The following is a 25,238-nucleotide window of genomic DNA, read 5'->3' on the forward strand; positions in this document are numbered from 1 at the left end:
CGCCTCAGACAGTGGGGTCCGGGGCATCGGCCGGCACGCGAGTGGCCAGGGCCTCAGCCTGCTTGGCCCACTCGTTCCGCTGGGCTACCTCACCAACGCCGAGGGTCGCAGCCGCTAGACCTAGGAACGCCTCCCACGGGACACCGGGGAACCGCGTCATCAGAAAGGGGACGACCGCGGCGAGGACAGCGAAAACGCGCACGCCGTGCGCCTTCAGAAATGCCATGAGTGAATTCATTCATGCTCCTTGAAGAGAAGGGATCAGACGTTAGGCACGTGGAGCTTGTCCCACGTGGTCTTACCGGGAGGCCATTCGGCCGACTTGCCGGAGAACTTGCACTTCCGCTGCCATGCCTCGTAGGACGCGATGTCACCGGAGCCGATGGTGTCCGGGTTGGTGCTCGTCTTGTAGTGGTTGCAGCCCTCGGCAATCAGCCGCTTACGCATCGCCAGGACCACAGGCGACTTGCGTCCCGTCTTGAACCAAGTCGCCCCCGGGAAAGGCTCATACGGAGGCTTCACCAGAGCGGTTGCCCACGCCTTCAGCGCAGCGCGATTAGAGAAGGCGGCCACGTCCTGATCAAGAGGCGTGGAGGTCCACTGGTCGAACAGCCATGGGGCCTTGATGTCCGGGTGACCGGCGGACCCGTTGTACTGCGCGATCCAAAGACCGTCCTGGACGAACGAGGTCTTGTCCAGGGCCTTCCAGTCGGACGTGTTGGTGTAGAGGATCACCTTGTGCGTAGGCCGGAGCTTCTTTACGGCCTTGAGGAACGCGTCCTTCTCCGCGCCGGTCGCGTGCGTTCCGGCGGAGGTCCGCTCCCAGTCAACCGCCAGGATGTCACCGGCTACATTGCCGACCTTGGACACGAAATACTCGGCCTGCTGCTGAATGTTCCCGGGCCACAGGAAGTGGTAGTAGCCCACGACCAGACCAGCGGAACGAGCACGCTGAGCATGCGCCGCCATGCGCGAGTCGGTCAGGGTGTGGCCCTCGGTCGCCTTGATGAATACGAAGTCGAGCCCGGTCGTGGACCAGGTAGCGGCCTGATAGTTGCTTACGTCGATACCCTTGATCATGTGTTGCTCCTTATCCGAGCCGGATCGAGAGCAGTAAGCAACTCAATGAGCCGCTGGTTCTCAGCTTCAATCCGTGTCAGTCGTTCCTTGATTTCCCGCATGTCTTCTGTAAGCCGGTCGGCGCGTGCCTTTTGTGCCGCGGCTTCTTCCTTCCAGACCTGAGCGGTATTGATGGACCATGCGGCCTTCAACATGACAAAGGCGGCCACTACCGAGGCCGCCGTACCTGCATATTCGAATACGCCTAGTGGGGTCACGTGGGTACCTCGCCGATCCATCGCAACTCAATGAAAGAGCCGAGGGTGTAACCGGCGTCATTACCGCTTGCCCAGTTGTAGGCAGAGCCGTCCATGCGGCACGCAACCCGCACTATGTCCCCTGCGTTCAGCACCACCTCAGTCGCCTTGGCGCCTGAGTGGACGATGCTGCTCCAGTTGGTGAGAGGGACGGTCACGAAGGCACCAGCCGCGACCGCCGTACCCGTGGCAGCCGTATTAACGGCCGCCATGAGGTAGCAGACCCGGGCAGCCGCCTGAGCGGTGACGGCCGCGATGGAACCACTGATAGCGAGCTTGTACCGGCCTGCCACAGGGGCCTTCACCCCGTCCACGACTCCGCCGGCCGAGGCATCAACCACGGCCATGGCCGGGTCACTGGCGTAGGAGTGCGCTGTTGAGCCCACGGGCGCGTAGTAGCAGAGCGAGGGTGATCCGGCGGCAAGGTTGCTGCGGGCCGATCCCTCCACCCGGACGGTTCCGGGGGACTTGCAGAGGAAGGTGTGCATATCCCGGACTCGGCGGTTCATGATGGCCGCGTTCACCAGTTCGCGGTGAGCCCACGTCTCAGGCGTTGGCGTAATAGGCACTCGACATCCCTCCAATCCATTCCATTGAGATGAAGCTCTTTGTCGTGGTGTCCCCGGTGTATTGACTGTTCGCGCCTGCGACGCCGACAGAAACGCTGTCGCCCTTCCAGAACGGCGCGACAACCGTGTATGACACGGCGTACTGGAAGGCGCTGGTCAGGGGGCTTCTGATGGGGCTCGTCGCGGCAAAGGGTCCGTAGGTGTTGCTCCAGTTGGCGTCAGTGGCGATGTTCTTTCCCATGCGGGAGTTATTGTTGTCGGATGCGGTCTTGGTGTAGAACATGCCAGAAAAAGTGATGGCATAGATTCCGTCAACCGGCGCCTTGACCGCGTGGACAAAGCCGTTGGCATCTGCCGTGGCCATCTGCCCGCCCGACGTATCCCACTCGCGCGTGGGGTCGAGGCCGTCCTTCGGCATAGCAAAGTAGAACGAGGACCAACCCCCCGTGGTGGTCTGGTAGGCGGTCGAGTTTCCGTTCTGTTTCACCGAGAGACGACAACTCGGCGGATCGACAAGGAACCGGTGCACGTCTCGTACATACTCGTTCATGTCGTCGGCCGTGATCACGTTGCGGTCGGACCACTTTCCCCCAGTGCTCGGGGGCTTGTTATACGTCATGGCTTCTCACCTACTCTGCATAGGCAAAGGAACGAGGTCATCTCAGTGAACGAGTCGTGGCCCATTACCCATGTGGTTCCCGTACCGGTAACAGCGAGAGAAACAAAGTCGCCCTTGTTGAGGGGTACGGTTGCGGAACCGTTCCCGGATCGCTCCTCTGCCCAGGACCGGCCGAGTGCTGGGCGGCACAGGGCATTGGACGCCACGTTGGCGGCTGTCGTCTGATTGACCGCGAAGGCCGCAGCGCCATAGGTCAGGGCGGTACCGGACACAGCAGCTCGGATTACCGCAGAAAAACTGATCTCGTAGAGACCGTCTTCAGGTGCGACCATGCGGCTTGCATGGGTACCGAAGGCATTGTGAGTGGTATCAAAGGAGCCGTAACGTCCCTCACCTGTTGCCGGGAGGTCGAGAGGCACCAGAACCCAAGCGCCGCTGATATTGGCAGTTTGATTCGCTGCAAATGTTCGGTGGGCGGCTGGCTGCGCAATAAGCCGGTTAAGGTTGTCAACCAACTCAGTGTTCAAGTCGTCGGTCGATACGTAGGCGTCCATCCAAGTCTTGATTTGCATTGTCACCCCAATCGCGTTGTGGAGCCGAGAACGGAAGCCGCAGAGTCACCGAGAATCCACGTTGCGAGCCCGTCCGACTTACCAGGGACCTGTATTAGGGCAACGACTGCCGTATCAACGGTTGTGTCTAGTTGAACGTTGCCCGGGGAGTTCCCCGCGCCAGGGGTGTCAGCGGCCAAGAGGCTGATTGACTTAGTGCCGAACTTGCCGAGTACCGAGTCAAGCTCGTTGACGCCGCTGGGCCACGCATTTCCTGTCAGTGTGTTTGCCACGGTGAGAACCACGTACAAATTGGTGAAATCCTGTGAGGCGGGTAGGTTAACCACTCTCGTGTTGTCCGTGCCTGTCATGGAGATCACAGGGTTGAGTGACGTGTTCGACACATCCCCGTTTCGGTAGACCAAATTCATGCACGCACTGTTGTCAGAATCCTGGGTGTTCCAAACGACTAAACTTCCCTTGGACGGCTCCCAGGGCCACACGGCGACGTGGAAGCGGATGCCGCTATGAATTGTGTAGAGAGTTGGGATGATCCCAGGAGGAGAGAGCAACCGCGGACTCTCGGCAGGCCCATCCTGCTGAGCGCAGATTGACACTACGAAGTCGTTGGTCCGGATATAATCCGAGATGGCGCACGTGACTATGTCTGCTCCAGAGAAACTTGAAGTAGTGGAGTCCACGTATCCTGGGAACTCTTCTGGTGCCGGAGCCTCCGACATCCATTCCTGGTTGTCGTAGTACAGGGGGGACACCGCCACCCACGAGCCGTTCTTGTAAGCCTTCGGTACAGACTTGACCCATGCCGTGCCGTTCCAGACGTTCACTGAATTAGCCATACTGAATCCACACATCCCCTGCCTGCGGACTGGCTGGCGCATTCGGCCCGGAGAAAACTCGGGCGCCACCGATATTAGAGGCGTTCACGGGGCCGGACGCGGTGACGCTGCTCTTGGTAACTACTGATCCATCACCCATCACTTGAAAGATCGCATTGGTGCTCGTGGGGGAGGCTGACCCGTTGCTGACGTTGATAATCGGCTGCCCCGCTGAATATCCAGGGGCACCGATGGCGAGGCCGGTCCTCTGCCCCTTCGGATTGATGTAGATCGAGCCCGAGTTCTTGACCACGGTGTAAGCCGTGCCATCAGGGCCAACCAGCTTTAGGACATTGCCTGTGGTGTCGGTGGGCTCGGGAACCGTGACAGTCAGCCAGTCCAGAGCATTGGGGGAGTTTACGGCCCCGCCCCGAATGGGAAGGTAGTTGACGAGCTGTTCCGTGGTGAACGCCCGGTCTCCGTGAGGGTCGCTGGCCGCTTGGTGAGCCTCCAGGCGCTCCCCCACAGTGACGCTGACCAGCCCAATCTTTCCGTTGCCAAAGTCCGCCCAGACGCGCTCAAGGCCGTTCGGCCCATAGAACGGCGGGATGAATCCGCGGTTGTCGGCAACGAGCTGAACCAGGGGGGCTCCGTCCTGGTCGGTCAGGTCGAGGAGCTGGGTGGCCCCGCCGGACGGGCCAGACCACACGGTTCCGACAGCACCCGGTACACGGCGGCCGTCAACGTCTTCTGCCACGTCAGACGCAGTGCCACCAAAGAGATTTCGTGCCATAGGGCAACCTCCTAATTACTCGGCGAAAGCATCAGCCTCGTACACACCCGAAATGGTTAGGCTGGCCAAACCGGGAAGGGTATAGAAACCATCAAGTCCCTCGCTGGGCTTCGTGGGGGACGGGTAGTACAGGAACGCGTTCGAGTTTGCATTGCCCTTGGGCAGGAGAACAGTCAGGGAAATGAAGTTCGGCAGATTGCCATGAACCGGATCGTTGTCCACGTATCCGTGTAGTACCTGAGCGTTTTTACCGTTCGCCGGTACAGGCAGGGTCACGCCGAACTGAAAATTGGAGCCGGACCGGACAATGTCAGACGTGACAGTGTTGGTGAGCGTCGCGGCGAACCACACCACGTTCGGGGCTATCCAGCGCCACCGGCCAGTTCGAGTTGCCGGCTGTGCGGTTGATTGAACCAGGCTCGGCGTATAGGTGCGGGACTTCCCCAAATGGCGGGTGATCACATAGCCGTCCCGGCCCTTGAAGACTTCGTTCTGCGAGTCGCCACCGTCAGAGTCCATGTCATACCCAAACGAACCTACTTCGGCGTAGTCCATGGTCTCCCGCAGATTCCAGGGAGAGCCGAAACGGGTGGGCATGTCGAACTGAAAGCGGCCGACAGCGGACGGGGCGCCGTTGTTGGCGGGCACAGTGATCTCGTAGAGGACCATTTCCCACTGACCGCCCGCGATCCGCTGAGGACGGGGGGCGACCGGTGAGGCGGAAGGCTGGCCCTTGACCACTGCAAGGTTGACCGAGCCCACCGCAAGATCAGCCCTGATGACAAGGGTGTCCTTACGCGCCTGAGCCGTCAGGTTGGGGTCAATCGTTATGGTGATGGAGTTGGTGAGCGTGTAATAGAATCCACCGACCCAAGCAGAGCCATGCTGAACTTCGAAGGACCGGCCTCCCAGAACGACCATGTAGAACGGGAGCGTTCCAGCCGGGTAGGTTGCGGCAGTGGGGCGGAAATCAATCCGGTCTCCGCCCCACATGTGAGCCATGCTTTGCCATTGGGTCTGCTGGACCTGAGACTGACCACCAGAAGCGTTCGATGCGTTGAATGGATAGGAGACTTCGGCCATGGGTCAGCCCCTCGTTTCTAGCTTGCGGACTCGGTCTCGCATATCTGAGACGACCGAGTAGAGATTCAGTGGGTTACCCGTGCCCTGGTCACCGATGACCGGGGCGACCGACAGCGTCTTTCCACCGTCATCAACGCTGATGGTGACTTGGCGAAGTACGTCCGAATACGCCACTCCGTCGATGTATGCGGTGACCATGTCACCGACGAAGTAGTCACGACCGAACTGCACTTGAGGGGTGTCGATCGGGTAGATCTGGAGGTTCCCCTTGGGTGCCCCGTCCGCCAGAGCGCTGGAGGCCGCGTCTTCGACGGCCTGGACGGCCGCGTTGAAGTCGGCATCAGTCATCGTGGGATCGGCCTTGACTGGCGTACCCGTCGAGCTGGTCACGATCCCCAGGTCACGACGGTCCACGAAGGCTTCGGCCTGTAGGCCCCACTCCTGCTCGATCGCGGTGTTGACCTGCTGGTAGATGTAACGGGCGTTGCCGTCGCCCTGGCATGCCACGATCGCGCGGGTGACCGAGGGGGCCGTCACGGAGTAGACGAACTCCCGGAGGTTGCCCAGCTCCGGAGAGAACCGGATCTGCTGAGTCAGGTCACGCGGCTGGAAGACGCGAAAGTTGATCTGCCGTGCATCGGGGTCGTAGACGAAGCGGTAGCCGGTCCCCGGGTTCTTGGCTATCCAGTCCGCGAACTTGTCGCCCAGGACGTCATATCTCAGAGAGTCGCTGATGGGGGCGCCGGCCGGGAAGGCGCCGTCGAGCACCAGGCCACCCGCCCTGCGGTCAGGCAGGGCACCGGGACCCATGGCCTTGTTGACCTCGTTCCACAGAGCCGTGCTCGAACCACCCGTCACGGTCCGGGTGGCGGTCGGGCTGGACCACTGGGTAGCGATGGGCTTGGCGGGGTCGGGGAAGGCCAATCGGCTGTAGGCGAGCTTGTTGTCACAGTGCCCGGAGATGTAGACCGAGCCAACGTTCGTGTGCTGCTCCACCGTCCAGTATTTCTGGAATACCTCACACGCTCCGGTGAGGACGGGGGTGTCCACGCCATCCTGATAGATGGCGACGCCTCCGCCCTTCTCGAAAAGCTGAGCCTGAGGCGTGTTGTTCTTGATAAGAAGTTGCCAGGAACCCTGAGCGCAGTACGCCACCGTGAAATCAAGGCTGATCCAGGTGTCCACTTCGCCAACTCGGTTCAGGTCCCGATTGCGGACCTCGATACGGTATCCCATGGCACCTCAATAACTGTCGTAACGTGGAGTCAACGTCATGCGGACATCGGCAGTGCCGCCCCCGGAAACCAGATCGACTTGGATGCTGGAATTACCGGCCGGAACGCTCCAGAGTTGTGGGTTGGATGCGAGAAGACCGTAATAATTCGCGCCTTGGTCGTCCTTGAGCGTCTTGAAGCCGGGGCGCGTGTCGATCGTCAGAGTGCGACCGGTTGGCACGGCCTGCCCGCCGCTCTGCTGGGCCGGAATTCCAAACGATTCGCCTGCTGCGTTGGTGAGCATGAATGAATTAACGGGACCTGCGATCTCCCACACGGGCCAAGCCTCGATGTCGCCGGGATTGACAACCGGGAGGACGCTGGTCTGAGGCAGGCCCACGCTCATAGCGAAGGGCAGGAACCTGGTAGCTCCGAAGAACGGCTGACCTACACCGAAAGTCCACTCGGCCACCTGGAGCGTGTCCGAGTAGTACCAGGGGTCGAAGGCAGTCATCTGAATGCCGTACTTCACCCACTTGAATCCAGCGGTGTCCTCGCTTTCATTACCCTCCATGCCAGCCTTGTAATAGGCATAGAGGTACCGAGGCTGGCCGTCAGATTCCGTGAACTTCAGAATGCAGTAGCCGTTTCGCGGGTTGAGCGCGGCAATCATTTTGCGCTTGAGATCAATGACCGTCTTCCGGTCAACACCGTAGATGAACACGGGGATCATGATTTCCCGCTGATTAGCCCTGGCCCCGCGGAACATTCCGCCGTCGAGATTGGGAGAATCCTCGGAATGCAGTTCCCACGGAGGAGTGTCGAGGCCGGTTGCTCCCGGCTGCATGATGATGGCCGGCCAGTCCTTAGACACGAGGCCGGTCAGGGGGATCTCCTCCCCCTGACCGTTTGAACCCGTGATCGACACGAAGGTGTTTTGCCAGTGAACCCGCTGCGGGGGGATCGGTGAGGCACCGGGGACGTTGGGGTCTCCAAGGCCCTTGACTGCGGGGATCGGCATAGAAACTCCTTAGATGCCGTACAGGTTCTCCATGTACTTCAGTGCGCGCATGGTTGCCTGAGTGGTGTCCTCAGACTTCGCCTCGTGAATGTGAATCTCGTAGTTCCTAGAAGGTCCATTGAGCATCTGCATGGTGTCCTGGTTGCTGTAGACCCGGGCGCCGCCGCTACCGAAATTGACAAGCTCGGGACCTCGCTCTCCAACCAGAGCGAGCCCAGGAGAAGCCGAAAGTGTCCCCCGCCAGTAACCGTGATTACTGGATAGCACCGAAGGCCAACTGGACCCGTAGCGGTGAATGGCGTAGTTCAGACCCGCGTAGATATTCGCCAGACCGTTCAAGATGCCAAGAGACTTGTAGGGCCCAGAGTAGGTGTCGAACGTGCTCTGGATTGTCTGCATGAGGCCCATGGACGGATGTCCGGCCTTTGCATTGCTATCCCAGTTGTTTACAGCGTTGGGATTACCGCCTGACTCCAGCGTGATTCGCTGGAGAATCAGGTCCGCATATCCAGGGTCGAGATGCAGATCACTAAGAACCCGCTTCACATCAGGAAGCCAGCGCATGATCTTCGGGCCGCCAGGAACAGCGGTCGAGAAGATCGAGTCAAGGTCCGGCCCCTTGCTCTTGACGCTGTCGCGGTCGCCGAAGTCGAACAGGCCCTTCGTGTTCGGAAGGGCCGCCTTGGCAGAAGACCACTCATCATTCAGGACATTGCCTGCGTACTCACCAGGTGAATTCACCATGGACTTTACGGCCTTGACCATGCCAACTACCTGATCGACGTTGGCCATGCTGTAGTCGTACAGAGTCGAAATGGCCTGCTTCGCAGACCCAAGCGGGTCTGTAAAGATGTCCTTGCCTGAACTCAGGATAGATTTCAGGGATTCCCACACCCCCCCGACGAGGCCCTTACCGGTGGAGGTGAGGGTCTTCAGGGAGAACGTGTCATCAAGGAACTTCTCGCCTCGGTGAATGATGTTTCCCGAGCCGTGCCAGATGTCATCTGAGAAGTAGCCGCTCAGTGTCGGCGCGAGGGCGCCGCCTACGATACCAATTGCCTGCGAGAGTCCATCAGGAAGGGGGAGCTTCCGAAGTAGCTTCCACATTTCATTCGTGGCGAAGTCGTACATGCCACTGAATCGGCCAGCCATGTTGTTTCCGAGAGCGACAGCCGTGCGGCTTCCACTTGCAAGAATTCCGTCCTGTGCACGTCCACCGATTGCATCCGTGCTGGCGTCCATGCTCATGGTGCCGACAGTCGGGGGAACGAGAGGCCAGATGTTCTCCAGTTTCAACAGGGCCGAGATCTTGTCCAAGCCGGAGTGCGCGGCGATGCCGCCACCGGAGAACCGCTGGACGCGCCCCGAAATTGCAGCCCGGTTCCAGGAATTAATTCGTTCGGCGCCGAGTGCCTTCGTCACTTCGGGGCGTAGAACAGCCTCACCAGGCGAGAGAATTGCTGGGATGGTGTCGACACCTGGCGAGTAGCCAGGAAGCACACCGCCCGTGGAGAGCTTCTTCTTCTTGCCCTTGTTGTTGCCGCCGCCGCTTCCGTCGTTGGGAAGGTTGACGTTGTCGCCGATCCTGTCGAGATCGTCACCAAGTGCCTTGGCCTTGTCGCTCGCGTGCCCGAGGGCAGTGGTGAGCTGGTCGACCTGGCCCCTGATGCTGCCGAGCGACAGGCGGTTGAGGTTGTAAATCCGGCCTGCCAGGGTTCCGGCGATCTTGGTGGCACCAACCGCCTTGTAGGCGTCGTTGATGTCTCCGGTGAGGGTGCGGAACTCTCCCTGGATGCTGCTGAGCGACAGACCGTTGAGCCCGTGCACGCGGCCTACGAGGTGGTCACCGTTCCCGTGCCCGACCTTGCCCGAGGTGGTGTCCACCGTCGAGCCGAGATCCTTGAACTGTGCCTGGACGGCATCGAGCTTCTTCTTGTCCAGGTCGCCCACCGACAGGGCCGTGTTCTTGACCTTGTCGTCCAGGTCGTTCACCACACCATGAGCCGAGGACACGGTGACCTTCAGCTTGGTGAGCTTTGCGTCGTCCAGTTTGCCCACGTCGTGGGATGCGTCCTTCACCGCGAGGCAGAGCGCGTCCACCTTCGTGCGCGTGGTGTCGATCTCCTGCTGAACGGCCGTGAGCTTGGACCGGTTGAGAGGTTCGATGCCCTCGGTCTGGACCTGGTGGACCTGGGTCTGTGCCGCCTGTGCGGCGGCAGCCACGTTGGCCCTGCCTTGACCGGACATCTCTGCGATGACATCGCTGAGCTTGGTCCGGTTGACCTCCTTCAGCCGGTTTTGCAGATCCTTGAGGTGGTCGTCTGCCGCCTGGACCTGGCGGCCGAGGCGGTCAACTTCGGAGTTCGCAGCATTCGGGGACTGGCCACCGTTGTGCACTGCGGTCCGCCGGTCGCGGTAGCCACTGCGGAACCCGTCACCAGCTCGACGGCTGGCGAGGCCGGCACGCACCTGAGACACCGTGCGCGAGGCACCGCGGGCGGCCCGGATCGGGGCAGTGACAGCCTTGAGGCCCGTCTTGGACAGTTTGAGTAGACCGGAGCTGATCTTCGCCAGGGCACCGAGCCCGATCATGATGGGCGCGATCAGGGCAGCCCACTTGGCGATGGACAAGACGATCTTGGCAATCTCGGGGTGGGCCTTCAGCAGCTTCGATATCTTGTCCAGCACTCCGACGAAGATCGAGATACCGCTGATGAACTGCTTGAGCAACTTCTGAATGGTCGGCAGCGAGTTCTTGCCGATATCGGTCAACTGACCGAGTAGGCCGCCCTCGTACTGGCCGGTCTTGGCATTCCGGGTGCCCATGATGGCAGTACCGAGTCCGGAATACTGGAGTTGACCACCAGGACCCTTGTTGTTGTAGAACAGCTTTCCAAGCGAATACTCGGACTGTTCCTTGAACTGGGCGAGGCGTCCACTGATCGTGGCCGCACCAATACGGCCTGCGGCGCCCTTCAGGTTAGGGCTCTTGGACCATCGCTGTAGAAGCGCATCCGTGAGTTCATCACCCGAGATACCGCCGTTCTTGGCGGATGCGGCGATGAAGGCGAGCAATTGGGAGGACGCCTGGTTCACCTTCGGAGGGTTCTTGCGACCGGCCTTCTTCAGGTCAGCGATCTCCTGCTTGCTATAAGGGGTGTCCTCGAATCCAAGTAGGTTTGCCAGTTCCTGAGTTGGGAGGTTCGTTGACTGGGTGAGCTGCCTGACGTTACGCGTGTTTACGCGGCCCTGCTCCATCAAGAGTTCGATGGCCCTGTAGCCATTATTAACAATGGTCGGGTCAGTGATGCCGCCGAAGGCGGCAAGGTCACCGATCATCTGCGTGATGGCTTGAGCCTTGTCGGAAACGCGCTGGGAAGCGGCGTTTTTCACTTTCGGGTTCTTGGAGTTGATACCCGGGTCGTGAGAGGCCACGGAACGCGTGATCCGCGTGCCGGCCGTGATGACATCCTGAACGGAGTACGGGGTCTGAATACCGTACTGAGTCATTTCTTTCAGCAGGACGGTCGTGTCCTTGATCGTGAGACCAATAGACTCCAAGGACCTCTGGGCCTGGATCATCGAGTCAGCCGACTTGATACCGAAGTCGGCGAACACGCCAGCCGCAATCGTCATCGGCAGCGTGATCTTGGACGTGATGAGAGCGCCGGTCTCGGTCATGCGGGTACCGACTTCACCAAGGGACTTGTCGGCGTTGGTGGTGAACCGGCGTAGCGCCGTGGTCTGCACCGTCGTGATGCCGGCCGCTGTGGTGTTGGCCTCGGCGAGCTGGGCGCGCAGGTTGGTGCGTACGGCCGTCTGCTGCTCGATCTGGTCCCGAAGGAACTGCTTCTGGGCAGTGAGCTGAGCGCTGGCAGTCGCCTTGATGGCGGCCTGCTGCTGGGCTGTCGCTTCCCGTGCGGCCTTCTCCTGTACAGCCGCGGTTTCCCGTGCGGCAGCCTGCATGGCCCGCTCCGCCGTCACACTGGCCCTCGACCGCTCAGCAGCGGCGGCCGTCTCCTGAGCGACGGTGGTTTGGAGCGCCTTCATGGTGACGGTGGAAGTCTCCGAGGCAAGCGCCTGCTTCTCTTCCTCCAACTTCCGGGCTTCAGCAAACCGCTTGGCAGCCTCCGCACCGAACTGCTTCGTCAGATTGGCTTCAATCTTGGCGATCGTCTCAGCGGAATCCTTAGATTCCGCCTCCAAGTTCTCCTTGGTCTTCCGGGCAATCTTGGCAACCGCGCCAGGTAGAGTTGAGAGACCCTTCTCCACTGAGCCCGAGAAAGCCTTACCGGCCTCGTCGCCCACCCTTTCCATCTGCTTGGTGATGTCAGACCGGAACTTGTTCAGCGACTTCTTGGAGAGCTGGGTGTTGATCTCAATATAGCCAGAGCCGATCTTGATGGGTGCACGGCCAGTAGTAGCCATCACTGGCCTCCCTAGATTTGGCTCATCTGAGCGAAGAAGTCCGACAGCTCCTCTCCTGTTGCGAACTCAAGGTCAGGCTCCGCCTGTTCAACTTCTGGTTCACCCGGCCGCGGGAGCGGCAACGGGACAGGGAGGCGGTCCGAGGCAGACGCATCGGAGAGATTCGCCTTGAGGAAGAGGTAATTCGAAAGCTCAAGGGCATCAGAAACCCGAGCGAGCAAATGCTCAGTGGTACCCCACTGATGGGTCTCGTCCATCACGCCGAGAAGGACTGACCTACCCGGCTTGTGCAAGAGAGACTTGATGTACACGTGGATTGAGCGAAGAGACAGCCGTCTACGCCACAGGTCCAGGAGATCGACCCCAAAGAACTCCTTGAGGTCTGCTTCAAGCTCGTCCTGGAATTCCCTGATGACGTAGACGGTCCCGATCAGTTTCCCGAGCCGGCCTGAGCGGTGTTGACCTTTTCGGTGAGGGCCTGGAAGTCGCGGATGGTCGGCTTGGTTGCGCGGTACGCAGTCCACGACTCCTCGCCGACGACCAGGCGCACGGCCTCAAGTTCGTCCTCGGCCTCAAGCAGCTCCAGCGGGAGGTCTAGCGGGTGCGGCACGGTGAAGGTGATTCCGCGGTGCTCGAACACGGTCGGCTGCTCAGTGGCCTCCGCCTCAGCGGCGACAGCGGCAGCGGGCTTGGCAGCAGCAGTCTTCTTTGCAACAGGTGGCATGCAGAACTCCAGTGGAGGCAAGGGGCGAGAGGTGAGAGAGGCCGGGGATTGCGAACCCTCCCCGGCAGGGGGTGAAGCCTCAGGAACCGGCGACCGTGCAGGAGGTCTTGACGGTGGCCACGGCGGTGTTGTCCCCAACCGCGAAGCACAGGTCAACACCCGCGTGGTTCACCTTGATCTCGGCGTTCTCCGAGCCGGACGGAACGGTCACAGTGAGGGAGCCGTCAGCCTGTAGCGGGGAACCCATCGCGTCCCAGGCCGAGTTGTCCGCGCGGAGCAGAGACACCGTTACCGGGCCGGCCTGGTTGTGGGTCTGGACCTTCACGCCCCAAGATGCCGTGGTGCCGTCGTTGGTGGTCGAGTTCGGCACGGTCACGTCTACCGAGAAATTCTGCGGCGGAGTCTGAGCGCCACCAGCGCCAAGGATGTCGTCGTTGGTCAGCACGTAACCGAGGCTGCCGTTGTAGTCCAGCGCGTCAATCGTGAGCTGGTACTGCTGGTTGTTGGTGCGCTGAAGCTGGATCGCGCCCCGATCCGAGATCATCGCGCGGGGGATCACCGAACGGTACAGGATGCCGTTCTGGCTCCAGTCCACGACGAGGGAGATTTCCGTCAAGTCCGGAGTGCTGGACAGGTCGAGCCGGTAGTTGTCGGTGGGCTGGCCCTGGTCGTCCTCGACGGCAACCCACTTCGCGCCGAAGAAAAGTTCGGTGGTCAACTGGTTGACTTCCTGGAGCGTCGCCGCCACCTGGAAACTCGCCGACTGGACGTTGTAGAGGACGGGTACGGCCGACTGCCAGACGGTGACAGGGTTGGTCTGGATGGCCGGAGTGATGGTCACGCCGTCTTCGGTCACGTAGCCGAAGGACTTGTAACCGGCTGGCGCGGTCACACCGTCGCCTACCAGGTCGGGGAGCTTGGTCCCGCTGGCAGTGCCGTCAGGGGCAGGTGCCATGTAGATGCCGCCGTGCGGGGCAAAGCGAATCTTCTGGGGGTCATTAGCCATGTGGAAACTCCTAAATCGGGGAAACAAAAAAGCCCCCGAGCCGGGAGCTGAGATTTGATAGGGTGCGGCACATGAATCCCGTTTACGCGCTCTACGCCGGAGCCGCCTCAGTGAGTTTGCTTCTCGACCCGGACGGGCACAGGCCAGCGATTTTGACCGAAATAGCGGTATGGCCTGAACATCAAGGCAAGGGGTGGGGTAGCGAGATCCTTCGGATGGTCACTACCGAAGCGGACCAGGATGGGGTCGCAATCATGCTTTCTGTTGAACCCGGCCCTAACGGACTCACTTTCAAACAGCTTGTGAGCTGGTACAGGCGGTACGGATTCGAAAGCCTTTCAAGCGACGGGACTACTGATCCCGAAACGATGTGCCGACTGCCTCAGGTTTCCACGTAGAAGATGGCAACTTCTCCGCCGTACACGTGCTCACGAGAATCCTCATCGGGCAGGTACCTAGGAATCGAGATGTCGTCCACGTCCAGGACATCCACACCTGCAATCGTCTTACCGGGCAGATCCTCCAGCAGGAACTCACGGGTGAGCAGTGCGAGGCCGGCCGCTTGAGCGCGGTCCGTGTGATACACGTCGTATTCGATGTCTACGCGGTCCATGCGATCTCGGACTATGCGGAAGCCACCGGAGTTGTAAAGACAAATGGTGGTGTCTCCGACCTTGCGCCCGACTAGATCACCGGTCGGGGCTCCAGCCGGGATTTCCGGAAGGGAGTTGAGGTACTGGAAGATGATGTCAATGGGATCGACCTTCATTCAATCCGTGTCCTCTCCAGCGCCTTCTTCAGATACATTCGGCCAGGATGCCGACGCCCCTTCTTGTCCTTCCAGCCGAGTTCGAGCCGGACCGCGTGACGCACATGGCTCTCAACCTCAAGCACGACGTTTCCGAACCAGCCCATTTCGTCTTCGGATACGAAGCCGTCGATGTTCTTCTTGATCTGGTTCCAGTTGCCCTTCGTGGCGCTGGCCCGCGGTGCTTCCTTGATCGCGTTATGCGTAACCTCGGCTGTCTTCTCTTCCACCAGATCCTTGGCGACTGGAGAGCGAAGCACCTCGTACTCCCAGTTCTTATCCAGCCGCAGCGTGAACTTGCTCATCAGGGGATCGCCCTCCAAGCCAGTACACGGATGTGGGGAAGCTGTCGCTTACGGAAGTCACCGGGAATGGAGTCCACGGTGTAAACGTCGTCGTCGGACCAGATCCGATCACTCGGAAGAATGTCCGCAGTGGGAGGAAGGAATACCTTGACCCGCTCGTCCTCGGTTTCCTTGGTCGGCAGGTGTGACCCGCCCCGAGAGGATGGCTGTGTGATGGCCGGCTGGACCGAAGCCCAGCCGGACCACACGATTTCCGACTGATCCCAGTCACGGTGATTGGAGTAGGCATCCGCGATAATCGGTGCGCGATGCACTTCGACCCAATCTGTCATGTGACTCATGGGCGCTCCTCACTCAGGTGGGCATTGGGTCTCACGAACGCTGATGGTCGTGGCTTTCAGCCGGTACTTGCTCAGGGAGTTCCTGGCCGCCTGAGACAGTTCGTTATTGGACGCAGTCACGCCGTACTGCGTCTCCATCTCGCCCGTCCGCTCCAGCACTACGCCGGGATCTACCGCAGACCAGCGAATAGCCTCCGCTGCTGCTACGGCCTTGAAGGTGGCTGGAGGGCTGTCCATCGTCCAGTTATTCGCCGTGCAGTAGTCCGCGATCAAAGCCGAGACATCGTCCAGGAGAGCTTGGAACCTCGGAGTTTCCGAATCGGCGATGGGCCGCCCCAGACGGGCGGCCACATCCTCCACCGTGGCAAATGCCATGCGGATACCTCCGATCAGGAGCCAGCAACCGCAGCGTTGTGAGTGTTGATCTCCGCCTCGACGCCCTGAGCAATCAGAAGCTGCTCGGGACGGGTGATCTTCGCGTCGTAGATGACGCGAGACTTGATGGCCGAGGTGAACGTGTCCTCGGGCTGGTACGGGATCATCTCGGCGAACGGCATCACAACCGAGACGGCCGCGGTCGAGCCCATGAACAGGTCAACGCTCTCGAACTTCTGGTTGCCCTTCTTGATGACGGGCGACGTCGGCCGGGTGTGGTTGCCAAGGGAATTGGCGATCTGCACCGGCAGGCCGAGGATGGTGCCGATCTGGCCCGTGGCCACGACCGAGCCGCCACCGCCGTGCTGGCTGGCGTCGATGAACTTGGGGTCACGAAGCAGCAGTGACCGCATCCGAGGCGAAACGAAGATCCATCGGTCCTGCGGAGCGCTCCGGGTGTCCATCACCTCAAGCATCGAGACTACGTAGTCGTACACGGACAGAACCTCGGCGGCCGGGCGGTCGACCTGAGCCGCCTGGACAGTGCTGATCGCACCCAGCTCCAGGGCAGGCAGGCCGGTGACGGTTGCGTTCCGGTCGGCCGCGCCGTTCAGGTCCTTGCCCTGTAGGCCGGCAAGCACGGTGAGCGCAACCAGCTCGTCAATCGCCAGAGCCGTAGCACGCGCCCGCTGGGCAACGAGGTTGCTCATCAGGTCGATGCCGCTCTTGGTCTGGAGCTGGTGAAGGCTGTCGATCTCAAGGTTGAAGCTCGAACCCTTGCCGACCGTCATCTTCATGTACTCAAGCTGGGCTCGGTCACGAGTGCCGACAGTCCCGTACGCCTTCACGAGACCCTTGTCAGTCACGGTCCCGTCAACGAAGTGCGGGATACGAACAACGTCGCCCTCACGCTGGAACTGGCCTTCGTAAGTACGGTTGGTGAAAGGGGACTGAGCGAGAACTAGGTTCTCCTCAATGTCCTGGATGGTCTGGGCTTCCCAAATCTCGGGAATGAACTGCCCGCCGGTAGCATCCTGGAGCTGGCCAGCACTGGCGTTGTTGCCGGGGGAATTGTAAAATGCCATGGGGTTACCTCACGGTTTTGTCAGGAGGTGCCTCGCAGAAGGTGATCGAGCTTTCCCGCCTTGCGGGCTTCGTTGATTTCCTTCGCGGACATGTTGGAAAGGTCCGCCTGGGAGAGCTGTCCGACAGCTCCAGATCCCTGGCGACCGAGGCCAATTCCCTGCGCGTAGGTAGGGGCTGTGGCCGGCTTGGGCAGCGAAGAGACGAACGTCCCGATGAGTTCTGCGTTCACCGTTCCGTCCTGACCAAGGAACTGGTTCAGGTTGATGAACTGGGAGTCGGGGAGCGGGACACCCTCGGAGGCCGCCTTGGCGCGTAGTTCCGCCTCGGCGAGCTTGCTGCCGTACTCGGCGAGAGCCGCATTCCGCGCTTCCGTCCTGGCAGCCTCAAGAGCCTTGTCCGAATCGGTGAGCGTGGATTGCTTGAGCGTGTCTCGCTCAGCGGAAACGTCCTGCCACCGCTTTTCGTTGGTCCGGCTCATTGCCTTCCACTTATCTACCTCTGCCTGTAGCGATTCGACTGTTGGGCCGTCGAGAGGCGGGGTGGTGGCATCAGTGGAGGGGGTGTTCTCTTCTGGCATGTTGATCCATCCATTTCGGATTTTTGGCATGAAAAAAAGACTCACCATTTCGGTGAGCCTCAGAAACGGATGAAGGGTCAGCCCTTCACCGGGTCCACAGCCTTTCGGGTCGTGTTACCAGCATTCCCCTGCGGGGGCTTGCTGGCAGTCTTCTTGGCGTCGAGCGCCGCTGGGTCCTGCTTCGGTTGGAGTTCCGGATTCGGATACTTCGACGCTAGTTCCATTGCGGCCTTGGCGTCGTCCTCACGCATGGTTGCGAACCGTGCAATCTGCTGAGGGGTGTAGCCCGCATCGCTGAGAAGCTGGTCTATCGGAACACCGATCATCTTCAGTTTCAGCAGAGCGTCAATGTGCTGAGATTCGGTCCGGTTCTCAGGGTCGCGCCAGATGACCTCTGCACCCCACGCATCTTGGCGAGGGTCGCCCATGACCTTGAAGCAGAGCCGCATTACGGATTCCCACGCCTCTCCGAAGTGCAGCATGCGCTCACGTGTCTTGGCTATCAGCCCGGCTTCCGCAGCAGTGATGGACTCGCCCGATGGGACGGTTCCACCATTCAGGAAGTAGTGGAAGGGGATGCGGCTCGTAGACGCGAGATGCTGCACAAGCATGTCGGTCAGCGCGACATAGTTGGAAAGGTCCGCGGCCTCGAATTGGCCGAACCGCACTTCGGCGTTCTCCGCTTGAAGCAACTTGTCCACGGCGACCTTGAACGGCTCCAGTGGACGGCCGTCCGCGTCCTCCACGATCTCCAGGCCGGTGACCCACCGCTGGGGCCAGGCCGCAAACTCGCTGGCAAGCAGCGCGTCACTGACGGTCTTGTTGACCGCGTCCTGGAGCGGGATGACGTTCAGCAGGTCGGAGACCGGGTTGTCTACAAGCCGGGACCGGTTGTTGATGGGGACGATGGGGACTTGGTCCAGAGGGTTGGGTACGCCCTCTGGCTCCGAGCTGGCCCAACCGAACGTGCCCTGGGCGAAGACGTACACGCGGCCGTTCCACCAGAGCGTTGCCCAGTCACGGCCCCAGTCGTCTACGAAGAACTTGGCGCCGGCCTCGATGTCTCGGCGGCTGCCGGGCTTGTACTGAATCACGACGTGGTTGGCGGACTCCATGCTGATGACGGGTTGTCCGTCCGAGGTCCCCCAGACGACTGCGTACGCGGCGCCCTGAACCATGGCGTCGATGTGAGCAGCGTTGCTCTCCGAGTCCATGAAGTTGCGCTGCCAGATGTCCCGAGCGTCCTTGTCTGCATCCGGCTCGTCCGTCATACGGAAGCCGTCGATGCCCATGCGCTCATTGACCGAGTCGATGATCAGGCCGCAGAAGTTGTCCTGCCACCGCTCAAATATCTGCGCGAACTGGCCCTTGTGGCGGGCCTGGGAGAACACAAGCTTCTGGTGCTGACCGTCGTAGTAGGAGGTGAACATCCGGTACTTGTCCCGGTTCCACGCCAGCTTGCTGAACAGGAACTCGACCCACAGCAACGGGGTGTTCGGGATGGATGCAACCACCGCGGTCTTGTCGTCTGCCATGTACTCACCAGCCCATCACTCTTGAGCGACGGACCTTCATTCGTCCATCTGCTATCGCGTCGGCCCTCGCTTCGAACGCGAGGACAGCGCACACAGCAAGGTCGATCTTCCTTTTGGAACGCGGACTGTCCTTCTGGATGAGGAGTCCTTGTGGGACCTCACGGGTCACGGCCTGAAGCACATGACGCGTGAGGTCGGTATTACCGTCGTGCGACAGGTCATTGACCGTGACCGCAGAACGAAATCTTTCGACTGCCTGAACCATGCGGGTCGGCTTGTTGGTCCAGAACTCGAAGACGTAGTCGATGCCGGCCTTGGCTTGGGCAATGGCCCATCGACCAAGAGCTTCTTGCCAGTAAGGCGGGTCTCCGTACATCCACTCAACGTGGTAGGTCTTGAACGCATTGAGCACCGCGGCCTCGACCGCGAGAACGTCTACTTCCCAATCGGGCTTTGCGTTGTCCGGTCGTTCCCAGACGCCTAGAACGAAGAGGCGACCATCTCGGAGACGGCATCCAACAAGGCCGGTAGCGTCTCCACGAATAGACCCGTCGAATCCCAAGGCGATCTGGTCGCCCGGCTGGATGGGGTCCTCTTCATCCAGGCAGGAATCCCACTCAGGCTTGGACATCCAGCCATCGGAGGACTCAGCAATCTGGTTGAAGTAGAACCGGCAGTACGTTGAGTCCGGAGTCGTACGGTCAAACAAGATCGTACGGGTCAGGCCCTCAATGTCGGCCCAGGTAGCATCCCCGTACGCCTCTATCAGCGCCTTGCGGACTGCATCCGCATCCCGGATCTCCTCAACGGCAATCGAGCCTTCGAGGCAGTCGTACAGCCAAATCCCCATCCGAACCATCTCTGATTCGTGTATCTGCTGAGCCACCGAGTCTTCATTCGGGTTGTAAGCGTTGGTGGTAGTCACCCACCGAGAGCCAGCCTTCGTCGTCTTCTCAACGTTGCGCTTGAGCACCTGATAGAAGTCAGGGCCGCCATTCGAGCCCACCCAGTGATGGACCTCGTCCATGAGGACGAAAGTCGGGCGGTTGCCCTCGTTGGTTCGGCCGGCGGTCGCCCGCGGCTTGATTGAGCCGGGCTTGCCGCTCTTGAATTGGACCGTAGTCTTGCCGATCTCAAGTCCGTAGTGCGCCTCAGCCGGAGATTCCGAGAGCTGACCACGGATGAACTCCATAGTCTGATCGGTCTGGTCAAGCGCGGTCGCGCCGATCTGCACAACGGGCAGTGGCACGGGCTTGCCGACAGGCAGGCCGAAGGCGTCAAAGTGCGAGAAGCGGCACGGGCCCAGGAACTCCACGATTGCGAGAGCTGCAAGGAGAGGCGTCTTGCCCCATCCCTTAGAACGGCGGAGTGTGGCCGCTGCGTACTGCCATGTTCCGTCTGGATTGATGGCGTAGAACCAGAGGACAAACCGCAGTTGCTCGGAGGTGAACTCCCACGGCTCCCCGGCCTTTTCACCGTCCGGTGTGACGAGGTACTTCTTGGCCCAGCGAATGATCTGGTACCCGAGTGTTTCCCTCGGGCTCGGGACTCCCGCAGGCAGATTTCCAGTCTGCAAGGGTCCTCACCTCATTCATTCACTCAGCAGTTTGTACAGCTCCTCGTCCAAGTTGGGTTCGTCGGAGTCACCGGGCGCCTGGCCCTCGCTGTCCTCGGGCTGGTCCTCGAACTTCATGCGGAGCCTGGCCCTGTCCTCAGTGGTGGCGCCCCACTTGGCAACCCTCATGCGGATCTCGGAGGCCAGCTTCAGATCGCCCAGGTAGAGGGCATCCACGAGCTTCGTAGTCACCTCAAGCTCGGCCCAGTCGGTCTCAGCCCATCGGGCTGTCTGAGGAGCGGTCGACCACGTCTTCCAGAAGCGCTTGGCTCCGGCCGTGGTGATGCCAAGAGCCCGGGGGAGTTCCCGGCCGGGCTGGGCAACGGCAGGCAGTTCGGTGGCGTGAGGGTGCGCGTTGCGCCGAACGGCGTTGTCCTTGGGTGCGGGTCCGCGGGTCACAGCCTCACCTGACTCGTATCGATGCCGTAGAGGTCTCCGAGGTCTTCCAGCTCGAAGAGAGCGTCCTGCCGCCAGTTCTGGCGCTCCGCTGCCTTGCTCGGCTTGGCGGTTGGCGGGGCCGGCACGCAGAAGTCATAGGGGCAGGCGCGGCACTGTCCGTCGCAGCTCAAGAGGTCTCCTGAATGAATGAATGAATGTGGCCAAAGGCCGCCAGCGCAGTTGTGTAGCCTGCGGACATGAGCGAGTCAGGAGACGAAACCCCGCGTGGGTGGGTCTGGGCACCCCTGATGTGTCAGCGCGCGGGAACCGTGGCTGGCGAGTGTTACCTCTGTGGGTACGAGGTCTGGTGGGGCGCCAACGGGACTTCCCTGCATGACGAGTGGGAGCGTTCCGAAGGACGGGACGGGCACCAACACAAGCTGGATGTGAGAGACCGATAGACCTTGGTAGGCTGGTCGGGCTGGCCCGATATGGCGTGGACAGTAAGGCCCCTCGGTGTTTTCATTTGCTTAGCAGAAGAAGACGGATTAACGGCCGAGGGGCCGCATTGTGCGCTTCACACCGGATTTGAACCGGTAGCCTCCCGCTCGACAGGCGGGCGCTCTGACCACTTGAGCTAGTGAAGCAAGGTAAGTCCACCGAGACTCGAACTCGGGACGCAGAGGTGAGAGGAATCGAACCCCCATAAGCGGGTTTGGAAGCCGCTGTCTTGGCCATTAGACGACACCCCAAAGGCGAGACGTCTCCGCCCCGCAGTTGGCCCGGTCGGACTCGAACCGACAACCCGCGGTTTGTAGGACCGCCGCTCTTCCAATTGAGCTACACGCCATAACGCCGTTTTGATCACCGGACGGCTAACCGGGTCCCGTGTTAGCACGGCACAGGCACCTCGTCTGATTGGCAGGTCTCGAACCTACGGCCTCCGCATCCCAAATGCGGCGCTCTGCCTACTGAGCTACAACCAGTCGTATGTGTGTCCTGCCGGATTCGAACCGGCGTCTCCTCCGGGCAGGAGGAGTTCTAGGCCGCTGAACTAAGGACACCGCCCCTCCGTCCCCTGATCAGGGGGAGTTTCGGGGACCTGCGGGCGCGACCCGCATGGTTTGCCTGACCGGACTCGAACCGGTGACATCGCGCGTATCAGGCGCGTGCTCTAACCAGACTGAGCTACAGGCAAAGCCCCTTCGACCGGAGTCGAACCGGTACCACCTCGGCCGGAGGCAATGGCGCGATCCTTTATCACGCGAAGGGATGTGCTCTCTGACCTGGATTCGAACCAGGAACTGACGGATTAACAATCCGGCGCTCTGCCGGTTGAGCTATCAGAGATTGGCTCCCCGTCAAGGATTCGAACCTCGGACCCCGGGTTCAGAGCCCAGCGTGTTGCCGATTACACCAACGGGGAAAGATTATCTGTCTTCGTAGTATGTCTTCTGCCGGTGGTGAGGTCGGCAGAGCGTTTGCAGGTTGTCCAAATCCCAGGACCCACCTCGGGCCACCGAGACGATGTGATCAACCTCCAGCTCCGTCCTGGTGCCACACTGGACACAGGCGAAGTGATCCCTGGCCAGCACCTTGGCCCGGCGAGACAGCCAGTCCCGGGGCCTGGTGGCGTTTCGGGCCGAAACACGGTCCCAACTCTTCGTCACCTGGTGATCACCGCAGCGGCCGTCCCGAACAGTGACGGAAGTGCAACCGGCTCGCAGACAAATTGATTTGGCTCTGGGCACCGTGAACTCCGTTACTGTCGTCTGTGGGGCCCTGGACGGTTTCGAATCTGGCGTCCAAGGCTCACCTCCCAGGACTCATTCTTGGAAGCGAAGCAGCCTCAACAAGTAGTCAACTAGGAGGTAGATTCCGTGGAGTAACATACTGGTAACTTACTATCCAGGGTTAAAACTTCCAGGCTGTTTCTTTACTGGTTTCACTTAGTACCTATGTGTCCTGAGTGTCGTCAAACCGCCTCCCCAGGGACAAGTGAGACCTGGGTCACAGGTGAGAGTGTGAACGAAATGTGTAGACGGCTTGACTTGCTACAAGGGAGGCTGGCCGCTACTCTCGGTAGAGGACGCACGGCACGCACTCACCCAGGGAGGGGTTCAGAGATGGCTGCGCTCCCCAGTGACGCAGAGCTGCTGAAGTTGTACGCGTTGGGCAAGAAGAACCCTGAGATCGCCGCGATGTATGGGGTGACTCCCCAGGCGGTCAACTACCGGTTCGACAAGCTCAACATCAAGCGTCGCCCGCTCACTACGCAGGCGAACGACCTGATCGGCCAAGTCTGGAAGATTGGGTCAGACCCGGACACTATTGCCCACCACGGTCTCAGCCCCATCCAGTACCTTCGCATGTGGGTGCGGTATCGACTGGGGGACGACACGCTGAGTGCCAGGCAGCTCACGAACGCGGTGAACTTCGGCAGGCGGCTCCAGCGCGAGGGCACGGTGTTGCAGTACCAGGCCCAGGACGCTCAGCCCTTCTCCTATGTGCCTCGACGCCCCTCGGACGGCCGCCTGGTCGTTCGGTGGCCTGCCGACCAACCCCAGCCGGAAGCGGAAGTTTTGGAGCCCTTGGAGCTGCCCGAGGAGACCCCCTTATCTGAGTGACATGGCAGCTCGGCAGTAGGCAAAGACCCACCGGTCTACCGGTGGGTCTTTGCGTTGTCAAGACCCTTTAGAGGTTGTACGGAGGCCGAGTGATGTAGCTTACACTTGCTATTGGGGAGACAGTTCCTGTGACGTGAGTTACTGTTGGGATCTGCCCGCGCAATCGAGCACCACGCGCGGTAGTACGTGGGAGGGGACATGCACAAAGCTCTTAGCTTTTCCGTGGTGACCAAGGTTGCTGAGGTGAAGGCCGAGATTGAAGCCAGTACCGTCCTTGGCGTGGAACTCGCCCGCTGGGATGAACTCCTGATTCACCGTTATACGGCCGAACCGGTTGGTGACTACCTCGACATCGTCTTTGGGGATGCGATGTCATGGGAGGAGCAAGAGGAGTTGGTTGAGCTTTGCCGCGAACTGGGCTGCGGGATCGAGCAAGTTGAGATCGAGCGGGCGGAGTACGACTATCCGCACCCTGACTTCCTGGTGAGTAAGTCTTTTACGTTTGTCCGAATCTGCCCGAAGGTTGCCCTATGAGTGATATCGCCACACAACCGCGGTCCGTTTCCCAGACCCAGCAGTGGGAGGAGTGCGGTCACCGGTTCTATCTCCAGCGCATCGAGAGGGTGACTCCTCTGCCTGCCGCCTGGAGCCACCACGGAACGGCCTTCCACCATGCTGCTGAGCAGTGGGAGCGATCCCAGCGGACGATGACCCCCGAGGAGACGGTGGAGGTCTTCAATGAGCGGTACGGCCTGCTGGTGAATGAGGCCCTGGACGAGGAGCCGAACACGAATCGGTGGCTCAGCGCCTCGGGTTCCGGCGGCGACGACATCGAGCGCCGGTACGTACTGGGGCAGGAGCAGACCCGCCAGTACGTCGAGTGGGCCAACAGGACCCAGCCGGAGGTCTGGGCGACCCCGGCGGGTGAGCCGGCCCTTGAGCTGTACTTCATGGTGGAACTGGGGGGCGTCAAGGTCCGTGGCTACATAGACCAGCTCATCGCCGACGACGAAGCTGCGGTTCGGGTGAGGGATCTCAAGACGGGGACCATGCGGTCCAGGTTCCAGCTTGAGACGTATGCGGTCGCTGTGAGGGCGGGATACGGCGCCACGGTCACCAAGGGTGACTGGTACCTGGCCAAGAACGGCGGTCTGTCGCGTGCCGTCGAGCTGAGGCAGGTGACGGCTGAACAGGTGGGTGAGCGGTACGCCGTGATGGATGCTGGAGTGAAGGCTGGCGACTTCCAACCCAAGCCGGGGTTCTCCTGCCGCTTCTGCGACATGAAGCACAAGTGCTCTTTTTCATCCGACAGAACTTGCTACTAGGGACAGACGCGCGTATGGTTAACGGCAGGGGCGGGCCCGCAGGAAG

29 protein-coding genes and 8 tRNA genes are annotated in these 25,238 nt (G+C 60.8%); 4 read left to right on the forward strand and 33 right to left on the reverse strand.

Going from position 1 to position 25,238, the window contains the following annotated elements:
- Positions 1–4: 4 nt before the first annotated feature.
- The 14 genes from BGM09_RS32420 to BGM09_RS32485 all read right to left on the reverse strand — a co-directional run bounded on the left by BGM09_RS32420 (position 5) and on the right by BGM09_RS32485 (position 14,220).
- On the reverse strand, positions 5–238 hold the full coding sequence (locus tag BGM09_RS32420; protein WP_188285314.1) for a hypothetical protein: 234 nt from the start codon (positions 236–238) through the stop codon (positions 5–7).
- A 23-nt stretch (positions 239–261) separates the two neighbouring features.
- Positions 262–1,080 carry a GH25 family lysozyme gene (locus BGM09_RS32425; RefSeq protein WP_188285315.1) on the reverse strand — a complete coding sequence of 273 codons (819 nt, stop codon included), beginning with the start codon at positions 1,078–1,080 and terminating at the stop codon, positions 262–264.
- On the reverse strand, positions 1,077–1,337 hold the full coding sequence (locus BGM09_RS32430; RefSeq protein WP_223187915.1) for a hypothetical protein: 261 nt from the start codon (positions 1,335–1,337) through the stop codon (positions 1,077–1,079). Before BGM09_RS32430 ends, BGM09_RS32425 begins: the two co-directional genes overlap by 4 nt.
- Positions 1,334–1,900, reverse strand: a complete 567-nt coding sequence (locus BGM09_RS32435; RefSeq protein WP_188285316.1) for a hypothetical protein — start codon at positions 1,898–1,900, stop codon at positions 1,334–1,336. Before BGM09_RS32435 ends, BGM09_RS32430 begins: the two co-directional genes overlap by 4 nt.
- Before the next feature lie 22 nt (positions 1,901–1,922).
- Entirely contained in the window at positions 1,923–2,564 is a 642-nt protein-coding gene (locus BGM09_RS32440; RefSeq protein ID WP_188285317.1) for a hypothetical protein, read from the reverse strand.
- Positions 2,561–3,118: a hypothetical protein gene (locus BGM09_RS32445; protein ID WP_188285318.1), complete on the reverse strand. Its 558-nt coding sequence runs from the start codon at positions 3,116–3,118 to the stop codon at positions 2,561–2,563. The genes BGM09_RS32440 and BGM09_RS32445 overlap by 4 nt, the downstream gene beginning before the upstream one ends.
- Positions 3,119–3,138: 20 nt before the next feature.
- A complete protein-coding gene (locus tag BGM09_RS32450) occupies positions 3,139–3,960 on the reverse strand; it encodes a hypothetical protein (protein WP_188285319.1) in 822 nt (273 codons plus the stop codon).
- Positions 3,961–3,964: 4 nt separating this feature from the next.
- Positions 3,965–4,744 carry a hypothetical protein gene (locus BGM09_RS32455; RefSeq protein ID WP_188285320.1) on the reverse strand — a complete coding sequence of 260 codons (780 nt, stop codon included), beginning with the start codon at positions 4,742–4,744 and terminating at the stop codon, positions 3,965–3,967.
- 15 nt (positions 4,745–4,759) lie between these two features.
- Positions 4,760–5,827, reverse strand: coding sequence for a hypothetical protein (locus BGM09_RS32460; protein WP_188285321.1), 1,068 nt, complete (start codon positions 5,825–5,827; stop codon positions 4,760–4,762).
- Between the two features lie 3 nt (positions 5,828–5,830).
- Positions 5,831–7,063, reverse strand: coding sequence for a siphovirus ReqiPepy6 Gp37-like family protein (locus BGM09_RS32465; protein WP_188285322.1), 1,233 nt, complete (start codon positions 7,061–7,063; stop codon positions 5,831–5,833).
- Between the two features lie 6 nt (positions 7,064–7,069).
- Positions 7,070–8,062 (reverse strand): phage tail domain-containing protein, encoded by a 993-nt coding sequence (locus BGM09_RS32470; RefSeq protein WP_188285323.1) that lies wholly within the window; start codon positions 8,060–8,062, stop codon positions 7,070–7,072.
- Positions 8,063–8,071: 9 nt separating this feature from the next.
- Positions 8,072–12,490 (reverse strand): transglycosylase SLT domain-containing protein, encoded by a 4,419-nt coding sequence (locus tag BGM09_RS32475; protein WP_188285324.1) that lies wholly within the window; start codon positions 12,488–12,490, stop codon positions 8,072–8,074.
- Positions 12,491–12,920: 430 nt separating this feature from the next.
- Positions 12,921–13,214: a hypothetical protein gene (locus BGM09_RS32480; RefSeq protein ID WP_188285325.1), complete on the reverse strand. Its 294-nt coding sequence runs from the start codon at positions 13,212–13,214 to the stop codon at positions 12,921–12,923.
- 79 nt (positions 13,215–13,293) lie between these two features.
- Positions 13,294–14,220 carry a hypothetical protein gene (locus BGM09_RS32485; RefSeq protein ID WP_188285326.1) on the reverse strand — a complete coding sequence of 309 codons (927 nt, stop codon included), beginning with the start codon at positions 14,218–14,220 and terminating at the stop codon, positions 13,294–13,296.
- 71 nt (positions 14,221–14,291) lie between these two features.
- On the opposite strand from BGM09_RS32485, the gene BGM09_RS39265 reads away from it, so the two are divergent.
- Positions 14,292–14,618 (forward strand): GNAT family N-acetyltransferase, encoded by a 327-nt coding sequence (locus BGM09_RS39265; RefSeq protein WP_188285327.1) that lies wholly within the window; start codon positions 14,292–14,294, stop codon positions 14,616–14,618.
- On the opposite strand, the gene BGM09_RS32495 is transcribed toward BGM09_RS39265, so the two are convergent.
- From BGM09_RS32495 to BGM09_RS39270, 19 genes are all read right to left on the reverse strand, one after another.
- Positions 14,603–14,989: a hypothetical protein gene (locus BGM09_RS32495; protein WP_188285328.1), complete on the reverse strand. Its 387-nt coding sequence runs from the start codon at positions 14,987–14,989 to the stop codon at positions 14,603–14,605. The two genes, BGM09_RS39265 and BGM09_RS32495, sit on opposite strands and share 16 nt — an antisense overlap.
- Positions 14,986–15,333: a hypothetical protein gene (locus BGM09_RS32500; protein WP_188285329.1), complete on the reverse strand. Its 348-nt coding sequence runs from the start codon at positions 15,331–15,333 to the stop codon at positions 14,986–14,988. The genes BGM09_RS32495 and BGM09_RS32500 overlap by 4 nt, the downstream gene beginning before the upstream one ends.
- On the reverse strand, positions 15,333–15,674 hold the full coding sequence (locus BGM09_RS32505; protein ID WP_188285330.1) for a hypothetical protein: 342 nt from the start codon (positions 15,672–15,674) through the stop codon (positions 15,333–15,335). Before BGM09_RS32505 ends, BGM09_RS32500 begins: the two co-directional genes overlap by 1 nt.
- Before the next feature lie 9 nt (positions 15,675–15,683).
- Positions 15,684–16,049, reverse strand: coding sequence for a hypothetical protein (locus tag BGM09_RS32510; protein ID WP_188285331.1), 366 nt, complete (start codon positions 16,047–16,049; stop codon positions 15,684–15,686).
- Between the two features lie 14 nt (positions 16,050–16,063).
- Positions 16,064–17,134: a hypothetical protein gene (locus BGM09_RS32515; RefSeq protein WP_223187916.1), complete on the reverse strand. Its 1,071-nt coding sequence runs from the start codon at positions 17,132–17,134 to the stop codon at positions 16,064–16,066.
- Between the two features lie 20 nt (positions 17,135–17,154).
- Positions 17,155–17,760, reverse strand: coding sequence for a hypothetical protein (locus BGM09_RS32520; protein WP_188285332.1), 606 nt, complete (start codon positions 17,758–17,760; stop codon positions 17,155–17,157).
- Between the two features lie 29 nt (positions 17,761–17,789).
- Complete coding sequence (locus BGM09_RS32525) at positions 17,790–19,247, reverse strand: phage portal protein (protein ID WP_188285333.1); 1,458 nt, start codon at positions 19,245–19,247, stop codon at positions 17,790–17,792.
- Positions 19,248–19,251: 4 nt separating this feature from the next.
- A complete protein-coding gene (locus tag BGM09_RS38220) occupies positions 19,252–20,823 on the reverse strand; it encodes a phage terminase family protein (RefSeq protein WP_223187917.1) in 1,572 nt (523 codons plus the stop codon).
- Between the two features lie 15 nt (positions 20,824–20,838).
- The gene (locus BGM09_RS38225; protein WP_223187918.1) at positions 20,839–21,054 is read right to left on the reverse strand and encodes a hypothetical protein; all 216 of its coding nucleotides are present in this window, start codon (positions 21,052–21,054) and stop codon (positions 20,839–20,841) included.
- A 203-nt stretch (positions 21,055–21,257) separates the two neighbouring features.
- A complete protein-coding gene (locus BGM09_RS38650; RefSeq protein ID WP_262928437.1) occupies positions 21,258–21,386 on the reverse strand; it encodes a hypothetical protein in 129 nt (42 codons plus the stop codon).
- A 427-nt stretch (positions 21,387–21,813) separates the two neighbouring features.
- Positions 21,814–21,887, reverse strand: a tRNA-Asp gene (locus BGM09_RS32545).
- 33 nt (positions 21,888–21,920) lie between these two features.
- Positions 21,921–21,991, reverse strand: a tRNA-Trp gene (locus BGM09_RS32550).
- Between the two features lie 26 nt (positions 21,992–22,017).
- Positions 22,018–22,090 (reverse strand) — tRNA-Val (locus tag BGM09_RS32555).
- Between the two features lie 63 nt (positions 22,091–22,153).
- Positions 22,154–22,226, reverse strand: a tRNA-Pro gene (locus tag BGM09_RS32560).
- A gap of 7 nt (positions 22,227–22,233) precedes the next feature.
- A tRNA-Gly gene (locus BGM09_RS32565) sits at positions 22,234–22,304 on the reverse strand.
- Between the two features lie 56 nt (positions 22,305–22,360).
- Positions 22,361–22,438: transfer RNA gene (locus BGM09_RS32570), tRNA-Ile, on the reverse strand.
- A gap of 79 nt (positions 22,439–22,517) precedes the next feature.
- Positions 22,518–22,590, reverse strand: a tRNA-Asn gene (locus BGM09_RS32575).
- A 1-nt stretch (position 22,591) separates the two neighbouring features.
- Positions 22,592–22,666: transfer RNA gene (locus BGM09_RS32580), tRNA-Gln, on the reverse strand.
- A 4-nt stretch (positions 22,667–22,670) separates the two neighbouring features.
- Positions 22,671–22,991, reverse strand: a complete 321-nt coding sequence (locus tag BGM09_RS39270) for an HNH endonuclease signature motif containing protein (protein ID WP_188285335.1) — start codon at positions 22,989–22,991, stop codon at positions 22,671–22,673.
- A gap of 375 nt (positions 22,992–23,366) precedes the next feature.
- Between BGM09_RS39270 and BGM09_RS32590 the strand changes: the two genes are divergently transcribed.
- From BGM09_RS32590 to BGM09_RS32600, 3 genes are all read left to right on the forward strand, one after another.
- A complete protein-coding gene (locus tag BGM09_RS32590; RefSeq protein ID WP_188285336.1) occupies positions 23,367–23,867 on the forward strand; it encodes a response regulator transcription factor in 501 nt (166 codons plus the stop codon).
- Positions 23,868–24,092: 225 nt separating this feature from the next.
- Positions 24,093–24,401, forward strand: coding sequence for a hypothetical protein (locus tag BGM09_RS32595; RefSeq protein WP_223187919.1), 309 nt, complete (start codon positions 24,093–24,095; stop codon positions 24,399–24,401).
- Positions 24,398–25,192: a RecB family exonuclease gene (locus BGM09_RS32600; RefSeq protein WP_188285338.1), complete on the forward strand. Its 795-nt coding sequence runs from the start codon at positions 24,398–24,400 to the stop codon at positions 25,190–25,192. Before BGM09_RS32595 ends, BGM09_RS32600 begins: the two co-directional genes overlap by 4 nt.
- Positions 25,193–25,238 lie beyond the last annotated feature (46 nt).

This window comes from Streptomyces sp. CBMA29, assembly GCF_014596445.1.
GTDB lineage: Bacteria > Actinomycetota > Actinomycetes > Streptomycetales > Streptomycetaceae > Actinacidiphila.